Origin of the sequence: Aerococcus sp. HMSC23C02 (genome assembly GCF_001806805.1) — a bacterium.
Classification (GTDB): domain Bacteria; phylum Bacillota; class Bacilli; order Lactobacillales; family Aerococcaceae; genus Aerococcus; species Aerococcus sanguinicola.
In genome coordinates this window covers 490,975-499,742 of record NZ_KV786043.1, presented here as the reverse complement: position 1 = coordinate 499,742, position 8,768 = coordinate 490,975, and the positions used below count along the sequence as shown (strand labels likewise).

Below are 8,768 nucleotides of genomic sequence, written 5' to 3'. Positions count from 1 at the left end.
TACTCCAAGCATCCAAAGCTAACCGCTCTTGCTCTCACCCTTGAACTTGCTTATTCATGGCTAACGATCACTTTCAAGTTCCGCTCCTGCTCACGAAATGTATACTAATAAATTCGTTAATCGCAGTTGAAATGAAAAGGCTGAAATTAATTATGCTCAGTTAATGATTAGTCAGTGATGTTAAAAAGTAGAGAATAATATAAAGGAGGCTGGACAATAATCCAGCCTCTTTTTTAGCGGGTTTGTATTTGAGCATGCGTTTCGCTTTAAGTGATGAAACTTCTGCTAATCTGTGTTAATTTGAAGAGTCGATTCAAAAACGGAAGGGATGCTCTAAAACACAATTTCAAAATCCTCAGCTTTAATCCGCTTTCCGTGCCAGGTCGATGATGATTTCGGCTAGCTTAGGGTTGCGGACGAGGAGGGGGCCGTGGAAGTAGGAGCAGAAGGTGTTCTTGTAGAGGCAGCCTTCTGTTTGGTCCTGGCCGTTGTTGCCGAAGCCGTTTTTGACTTGGCCCAGGGCTTGGACGCCAGCTCCCAGATAGGTACGGCCGGCGTGGTTTTCGTAGCCTTTAAGGGTCAGGTCAAAGCGTTCGTTGTAGATCTCGATGTCGCCGATCAGTCGGTTGGCTTCGGTTTCGGTATAGTAGTCAATCGCCCCTAAGCCTTCCAAACGCTCGTGCTGGGCATTGATATAGTAATGGCCCAGAAGCTGGAAGCCGCCACAGATGCCCACAAGGACGCCGCCTGCTTCAATGTACTGGGTCAGGGGCGTTTTTTTTGTTTGGATGTCCTTAGCTGCCAGGGATTGTTCATAGTCCTGGCCGCCGCCGAAGAAAACCAGGTCATAAGCTTCGGGGTCGAAAGGATCCTTGAGGGAGACCAGGTCGGTTTTGACTGTTTCTCCCTTCTCCTTGGCCATATATTGGAGCATGAGGAGGTTGCCGTTGTCGCCGTAGGTATTCATCAAGTTGCCGTAGAGATGGCAGATTCTAAGGGTCATGCTTGCATCCGCTCCTTCACATAGCCCTCCGCAGCCAAGGCCCGTCTGAGTTCGAGCATGGCGGTATAGGTGGCTAAGATATAAACTTTCTGTGACTGTGATTCTTTAATATATTTAATGAGACTGACCGCGTCTTCAACCGGGTCTAGCTGGTCCTTGTCAAAGCCAGCTACCACCAGGCGCTGCTTCAAGTCAGCGGCCCGCATGCCGGCATAGGCGGTGTCTTGGACCTTGTCGACCTGGGCTAGGTCCTCGAAGTTGCCGTCCCAGATCCAGGAAATATCTTGGCCATCAGCGGGCTGGTCGTTGAGGATGGTGATGAGGTCAAAGTCATCCTTTTCGAGCTTGATCAGTTCAATGATCTGGTTGAGGCCAACGGGGTTCTTGATTAGGTTGATCCGGACCTCTTTGCCTTCAATCTGGATGGTTTCCTGCCGGCCAAAGATGCGTTGGGCAGAGGCTAGACCGCGTTTAATTGTCAAGTGGTCGAGGCCAAAGTGCTTGGCAACCGAATAGGCGGCTAGGGCATTGTAGACATTGTAGAGCCCGGCTACAGGAATGGTGTAGTCCTCGCCGTCAATCGCGAAGCTGGCCTGGTCTGGGGTCAGGTCGTGAATGGCCGTCACCGCATGCTGGAGCTCGGGGCGTTGGAAGCCGCAATTCGGGCAGAAGAAGTCGCCCAGGTTGGAATAAGTAATCATATGGTAGTGGAGGATGTGCTCGCATTGGGGGCAGATCACCCCATCGGTATTGTAGTGGGCCAGGAAGTCTTCGTCCTTATTGACATTAGCAAAGCCGAAGTAGGCCCGTTCATTAGCCGTCTCTTTAGAAGAAAAAATAGGGGCGTCCCCGTTCAAGAGCAGGCGGGCTTGAGGCGTCTTAGCGGCCCCTTCTAAGATCAAGTCGTAAGTAGTATAGATCTCCCCATAGCGGTCCATCTGGTCGCGGAAAATATTGGTCGCAACAATTAGTTCAGGCGTCACTTGGGCGGTCACATGGCGCAGACTCGCCTCATCCACTTCGAGAATAGCAATTTTGTCTTGGCCTGACTTGGTCGAAGCCTGGCTCACGAAGGTCGACGTAATACCCTGGATCATATTGGACCCAGTGGGATTGGTCAAGACATGGGGATAGACTTGCTTGAGGATATTGACCGCTAAAGCAGTTGTCACCGTCTTGCCATTGGTTCCTGTAATCAGCACAATGCGGTAGTCCTTAGCCAGCTCCTGTAAGACATCCGGATCGACTTTTTTGGCAATCTTACCAGGCAAACTCGATCCCCCCTTGGTAAAGGTATGGAGCCCCCAGTAAGAAGCCCGGCCAGCCAAAGCCGCCAATTGAGTTTTCAAACGCATGCATGATTTCCTTTCTAATTTAAAGGGTGTGAGGGCGCACGGGTAGAAGTGGACCTCTGGAGCAAAAGATCGAAGAAGTCTAAGGACTTCAGCGAGATTTTGTGAAGAGGAGCCACTTCTGTGCGCCTGAACCCGACTAGAGGGCACAGCCTATGAAGTCCAAGCCGCACCATTTTTGTCACACTTTTATAGGGCACAAGGCCCTGTCTGCTCCCTATGATACCATAATTTGAAGGGCCCAAATGTATAAATTTATGCAAACATGTTATAATTTAAGCGTTCGAACTTCCCAACTTCTGCCAAGAACTTGGGGGCAAATATTGACTAAGTGCCGGCTGCCAAGTATGATTAATAAGGTATTTATCTGACTAAGTGAATAGTCGGGAAGGAATAGGTGGTATTTTGGCACAATTATATTTTCGCTATGGAGCGATGAACAGTGGGAAATCGATTGAAATTCTCAAGGTGGCCCACAATTATGAAGAACAGGCTAAGCGGGTGATCGTGATGACGAGCGCCGTGGATACTCGGTCCGGCCAGGGAATCATTGCGAGCCGGGTGGGTCATGAGCGGCCCGCTGTGGCGATTGACGCGTCCTTAAATATTTATGACTATGTCGCTCGTGAAAACCAGACAGAGCGTGTCTTCTGTGTCCTTATCGATGAGAGTCAGTTCTTGAGCGCTGACCATATCGACCAGTGCGCCCAGATTGTCGACGACTTGAATATCCCAGTCATGGCTTTTGGCTTGAAGAATGATTTCCAAAACCATCTCTTCACGGGGTCAGAACGGCTCTTGCTAGTGGCGGATAAGATTGAAGAAGTGAAGACTATCTGCTGGTTCTGCGAGAAGAAGGCGACCATGAATATGCGGGTCCACAATGAGGTGCCTTGCTATGATGGTGACCAGGTGCAAATTGGGGGAAATGAATCCTACTATCCCGTTTGCCGTAAACACTACAAGCAACCGCCCATGCAGGACGGTAAGATTGCTAAGCGAGCATAAAAGGAAAAGAGAGTGAAGATTGCATGCTATTAGACCAAATTGATACCTTTATCAACCGTTACCAGGAATTGGCCGAATTATTGAGTGACCCCGATGTCATCAATGATGCCAAGCGCTTCCGCGACCTGTCCAAGGAAGAGGCGGACCTCCGACCTAAAGTTGAGGCCTTCAGACACTATAAGGATGTCGTGGACCAAATTGAAGGGGCCGAAGAGATCCTGGCCGATGAATCGGATGAAGAACTATTGGAATTGGCCAAGGAAGAGCTCAAAGAATTGAAGGAAGAGCGCGACCAATTAGAAGAAGAAATCCGTGTTTTAATGTTGCCGAGCGACCCCAATGATGACAAGAACATCATCATGGAAATCCGCGGGGCAGCTGGTGGGGATGAGGCCCAGCTCTTTGCGGCCGACCTCTATGAAATGTACTCCCGCTATGCAGAAAGCCAGGGCTGGCGGATCTCTGTGGTGGAAGCCCACAGTAACGACATCGGTGGCTACAAGGAAATTATCCTCCAGATTTCTGGGGACAAAGTTTATTCCAAGCTCAAGTACGAGAGTGGGGCCCACCGTGTCCAACGGGTACCGAAGACTGAATCCCAGGGCCGGGTCCATACCTCAACGGCGACAGTCGGCGTGATGCCAGAACTCGAAGACCTAGACTTTGAAATCGATGCTAACGATATCCGGACTGATATCTACCATGCCTCAGGTGCCGGGGGCCAGCACGTTAACAAGACGGCTTCAGCGGTCCGCCTGACCCACATTCCAACTGGGATTGTAGTGGCCATGCAGGATCAACGGTCCCAGCAACAGAACCGGGAGAAGGCCATGCTGATCTTACGGTCCCGGGTCTATGAACACGTCCAAGCGGAACAACAGAGTGAATACGACAGCAAGCGGAAGAACCTGGTAGGGACAGGGGACCGGTCAGAACGGATCCGGACCTATAACTACCCACAAAACCGGGTGACCGACCACCGGATCAACCTGACCATCCAAAAATTGGACCGGATCATGCAGGGGGAACTGGAAGAAATCATCAACGCCCTCATCCTGGCTGACCAAGCACAGAAATTAGAGGAACTCAATGAACAAAGTATTTAATGGCTCCTACCGAGAAGCTCTCTTAGGGGCTTCTTCTTTTTTAAGCGACCAAGCTTGTGAGGAGGCCATTGCCTACCACTATCTCTTGGGACTGATGGGCTGGCAAGCCTCTGACTGGTACCGCCATCAGTTTCAGACCATGCCAGCTGCAGACTATGCGCTTTATGAAGCGGGCATCCAACGTATCGCTAGGGATCACTACCCCTACCAATACCTTTTGGGGGAGGCCTACTTTTACCGCTATAACTTCAAGGTGACCCCAGCTACCCTGATCCCCCGCCAGGAAACTGAACTCTTGGTGGACTGGGTGAAGGAAGGCTATCAGAAGGGGCAGGTTCCTCGCCAGGCCCAGGTCGTGGATATCGGCACTGGGTCCGGCGCCATTGCCATTACTTTGAAGAAGGAGTGCCCGGAACTAGCCATCACGGCCACCGATATTTCAGCAGAAGCCCTGGCTGTGGCCCGGGACAATGCCCAAGCCCTCGAAGCAGACATTGACTTGGTTCAAGGGGACCTCTACCAGGCGGTGGCGGGCCAGACTTTTGACCTGATTGTCTCCAATCCCCCTTACATCGGCCGCCAGGAATTAGACGAGGTAGCGGAAGATGTTCAGCGCTATGAACCCGACCTGGCGCTCTTTGCCCCTGAGGAGGGTTATGCCATCTACTACCGCTTAATCGATGACTTAGACCAGTATTTAAAGCCAGGGGGGAGCTTGATCGCAGAGATCGGCTACAAGCAGGGCGACCGGCTCCTAGCCTACTGCCGGGCCCACTTGCCCTCTCATTACCACTATAGGATTGAAGAAGATTTTGCTGGGCACGACCGCTTCCTAGTCGTGTCCAAGGAAGGAGCGTAAAAAGATGACGGAAATTTATCAAGCGGACAGGATCGAAGAAGCGGCCCAAGCCTTGCGTGATGGTCAATTGGTGGCTTTTCCCACCGAGACGGTTTTTGGTTTGGGGGCTATCGCCTCTAACGATCAAGCGGTCCAAGCCGTCTACCAAGTCAAGGGGCGGCCAAGCGATAATCCGCTGATTGTCCACCTGGCCCACAAAGAAGACCTCTTCGACTATGTGAAAGACCTGACGCCCGACCAAAGAAGCTGGGTGAAAAAACTCCAGGATGCCTTCTGGCCAGGTCCCTTGACCCTGATTCTGCCCGTCAAGGAGGACGTCTTTGCCCCGACAGTGACGGGCGGCCTCGATACCGTGGGCTTGCGGATGCCGGACCATCCCTTGACTCTCCAATTAATCGAAGCGGTGGGCTTTCCTCTTGTCGGGCCCTCTGCCAACCTGTCAGGGAAGCCCAGCCCCACCAAGCTAGACCATGTCCGCCACGACTTCGACGGGAAGATCGCGGGCATCCTAGCCAGCCAACCCACTCGGATTGGGGTTGAGTCCACGGTCCTTGATCTATCTGATCCGCGTGGCCTCTTTATCCTCCGTCCCGGCCATATCGCTAGGGGCGAGATCGAGGCGGTCTTGGATGGGCCTGAAGTGTCTTATCCTGACCAATTAAGGGTGGAAGCTGACCAACAACCCAAGGCCCCGGGCATGAAGTACCGCCACTACAGCCCCCATGAGACGGTCTATGCGGTAACGGCGGACCGGATGGCGGAAGTTATCCAGGCCCATGCTGACCAGGCCATCTTCTGTGCCGGACGGGAGGCTTGTCTGGCTGGCCTTCCAGCCGTGGCCCAGACCTACTCGCTAGGCCCTGACCTTAAGACCGCTACCCAGCGCCTCTTCGATGCCTTACGGGGGGCTGATGACTGTTCAGACATTGACCTTATCCTAGTGGAATGGATCGATGAAGGAGAAGCTTCAGCAGGCTATCAGAACCGCCTGCTCAAGGCCAGTGTCCAGGTCTTTGATTAAGGTCGACTTTTCACTAAGCAGCCAGCTATTTTTCCTTGCAATTAGCTGAATTAGTGGTAAAGTAATTAGAGAAGCTTGAATACGAATCTAAATATTGGAGGCAGAAAATGGGAAAATTACACGTGATTGATCATCCATTGGTTCAACATAAGATGACCTTGTTACGGGATAAGGACTTAGGCTCAAAGGGCTTCCGTGAACTCGTTAATGAGATTACGGTCTTCCTCGGTTATGAAGTCACCCGCAGCTTACCGCTAGAAGAAGTGGAAGTCGAAACACCAGTTGCTGTAACCAAGCAAAAAATGATCACCGGTAAAAAAGTCGCTATTGCACCGATCCTGAGAGCAGGTTTGGGCATGGTTGACGGGATCCTCACCCTGGTACCAGCTGCTAAGGTGGGCCATATTGGTATGTTCCGTGATGAAGAAACCTTGGAACCCCAAGAATACTTCTTCAAGATGCCAAATGACATTGAAGAGCGCCAAGTGATTATTGTCGACCCCATGTTAGCTACTGGGGGCTCTGCGCTCATGGCTATCGATTCCTTGGTGAAACGCGACGTAGACCCTGCACACATTGACTTTGTCTGCCTGGTTTCCGCACCAGAAGGAGTTAAGACCATCCAAGACAAGTACCCAGAAGTCGACATCTATACAGCCGCTCTGGACGAAAAATTAAATGAACATGGCTATATTGTGCCTGGCCTCGGTGACGCTGGTGACCGTCTCTTCGGGACACTCTAAGCCAGCCGTATACAAAAATCCAAGTCAGTCCCTCACTAGAAGTGGGGAGACTTTATCACTTGGATTTTTTTGTGTATAATAGTTAATTGAATACTGATGAAGGTGGTGTTTCCAGTTACATGGAGAATATAATTGTGCGGGGAGGCAAGACCCTCCAGGGAGAGGTCAAGGTTGATGGGGCTAAGAATGCAGTCCTACCGATTTTAGCGGCGACCCTCTTAGCCTCTGAAGGGAAAAATTTAATCAACAACGTGCCGCTCTTGTCGGACGTCTATATTATGAAAGAAGTCCTGGCTTATTTGGATGCAGAGGTCCACTTTGACGAAGCCAAGCAACAAATCGAGGTGGTCTCAGAAGGCCAGTTAAGGACCGAAACGCCCTTTGAACTTGTCAGCAAGATGCGGGCTTCCGTCGTGGTTATGGGACCCCTCCTGGCTCGTTTTGGCCATGTCAAAGTGGCCATGCCAGGTGGCTGTGCGATTGGTTCGCGGCCGATTGACCTCCATATCAAGGGTTTTGAAGCCTTGGGAGCTGAGGTTACTATGACCAATGGCTATGTCGAAGCCCGGGCCGACCAGCTCGTGGGAACCGATATCTACCTGGACTTCCCCAGCGTTGGCGCGACTGAAAACATCATGATGGCCGCTGTCTTAGCAGAAGGAGTTACCACGATTGAGAATGTGGCTAAGGAACCAGAAATCGTAGACTTGGCCAACTACCTCAACCGGATGGGGGCCCAAGTCCAGGGCGCCGGGACCGATACCATTAAGATTACGGGTGTCGACGCCATGCACGGGACCGACCACTGCGTCATTCCCGACCGGATCGAGGCCGGAACCTTTATCCTGGCCACTGCTGTTGCTGGGGGCGAGGTCCTGGTTAAGGATGCCTTGGTGGAACACAACCTGCCCCTGATCTCCAAGCTACGGGAAATGGGGGTCGAAATCGTGGAAGAAATGGATGCCGTCCTGGTTAAGTCAGACGGTCACTTGAAGGCAACCAATGTCAAAACCCTGCCTTATCCAGGCTTCCCAACTGACCTCCAAGCGCCCTTTACCATCGCCCAAATTCGCGCAGAGGGCAGTTCGGTTATGGAAGAGACGGTCTTCGAGAACCGCTTTATGCACCTGGAAGAACTCCGCCGCATGGATGCCCAATTCAAGATCCACGGCGACACCGTGAGCTTCGAAGGCCCTAGTCAGCTCCAAGCTGCCAGCGTCCAAGCGACCGACCTGAGAGCCGCTGCAGCCTTGATTATTGCGGGCCTGGTGGCAGAAGGTACCACAGTTGTTTCCCAATTGCAGTACCTGGACCGGGGCTACCACCACTTGGAAGACAAGCTCCAAGCCTTGGGGGCGGATATTAAGCGGATTGACGCCGATGAATTACAAAGCCGGCCAGCCAGCGACTTCTTCGACTAGGTGGTCCTATGGCGAAATCTAGGCGCGGTCTGAGAACCTGGCAGCGCTGGGGCCTCTATCTCCTGGTCCTGGTCTGCCTCTTTCTTATCGGCCTCATGCTAGGCTATGGCCTGGTCAGCGACCATTTCTTCTTGAAGGTCTTTGACGGCGAGGTCTGGCAGCATTTGTTGGATTATTTTAGGGGATAGGGTTGTTTAATTAAAAATTTCTTAATGAATGGTGCTGGTGAGCATGCGTTGCGCTGTTGAATTTGGT

Annotated in this window: 9 protein-coding genes; 7 read left to right on the top strand and 2 right to left on the bottom strand. The window is 51.9% G+C overall.

Annotated features, from left to right (window positions below; translation table 11 throughout):
- Window positions 1–361: 361 nt before the first annotated feature.
- Both HMPREF3090_RS03795 and HMPREF3090_RS03790 read right to left on the bottom strand, forming a co-directional pair.
- On the bottom strand, window positions 362–1,003 hold the full coding sequence (locus tag HMPREF3090_RS03795; protein WP_070485960.1) for a type 1 glutamine amidotransferase: 642 nt from the start codon (window positions 1,001–1,003) through the stop codon (window positions 362–364).
- Window positions 1,000–2,358: a Mur ligase family protein gene (locus HMPREF3090_RS03790; protein ID WP_067971537.1), complete on the bottom strand. Its 1,359-nt coding sequence runs from the start codon at window positions 2,356–2,358 to the stop codon at window positions 1,000–1,002. Before HMPREF3090_RS03790 ends, HMPREF3090_RS03795 begins: the two co-directional genes overlap by 4 nt.
- Before the next feature lie 402 nt (window positions 2,359–2,760).
- Between HMPREF3090_RS03790 and HMPREF3090_RS03785 the strand changes: the two genes are divergently transcribed.
- The 7 genes from HMPREF3090_RS03785 (at window position 2,761) to HMPREF3090_RS03755 (ending at window position 8,701) form a co-directional block, all read left to right on the top strand.
- Window positions 2,761–3,363: a thymidine kinase gene (locus HMPREF3090_RS03785; RefSeq protein ID WP_067971533.1), complete on the top strand. Its 603-nt coding sequence runs from the start codon at window positions 2,761–2,763 to the stop codon at window positions 3,361–3,363.
- Window positions 3,364–3,386: 23 nt separating this feature from the next.
- Entirely contained in the window at window positions 3,387–4,469 is a 1,083-nt protein-coding gene (gene prfA, locus HMPREF3090_RS03780; RefSeq protein ID WP_070485958.1) for a peptide chain release factor 1, read from the top strand.
- On the top strand, window positions 4,453–5,328 hold the full coding sequence (gene prmC / locus HMPREF3090_RS03775; protein WP_070485955.1) for a peptide chain release factor N(5)-glutamine methyltransferase: 876 nt from the start codon (window positions 4,453–4,455) through the stop codon (window positions 5,326–5,328). The genes prfA and prmC overlap by 17 nt, the downstream gene beginning before the upstream one ends.
- Before the next feature lie 4 nt (window positions 5,329–5,332).
- Window positions 5,333–6,349: an L-threonylcarbamoyladenylate synthase gene (locus HMPREF3090_RS03770; protein WP_067971526.1), complete on the top strand. Its 1,017-nt coding sequence runs from the start codon at window positions 5,333–5,335 to the stop codon at window positions 6,347–6,349.
- 107 nt (window positions 6,350–6,456) lie between these two features.
- Window positions 6,457–7,092 carry a uracil phosphoribosyltransferase gene (upp, locus tag HMPREF3090_RS03765; RefSeq protein WP_067971524.1) on the top strand — a complete coding sequence of 212 codons (636 nt, stop codon included), beginning with the start codon at window positions 6,457–6,459 and terminating at the stop codon, window positions 7,090–7,092.
- A 119-nt stretch (window positions 7,093–7,211) separates the two neighbouring features.
- On the top strand, window positions 7,212–8,513 hold the full coding sequence (gene murA, locus HMPREF3090_RS03760) for a UDP-N-acetylglucosamine 1-carboxyvinyltransferase (protein WP_067971521.1): 1,302 nt from the start codon (window positions 7,212–7,214) through the stop codon (window positions 8,511–8,513).
- 8 nt (window positions 8,514–8,521) lie between these two features.
- The gene (locus HMPREF3090_RS03755; protein ID WP_067971518.1) at window positions 8,522–8,701 is read left to right on the top strand and encodes a DNA-directed RNA polymerase subunit beta; all 180 of its coding nucleotides are present in this window, start codon (window positions 8,522–8,524) and stop codon (window positions 8,699–8,701) included.
- The last annotated feature ends 67 nt before the right edge of the window (window positions 8,702–8,768 follow it).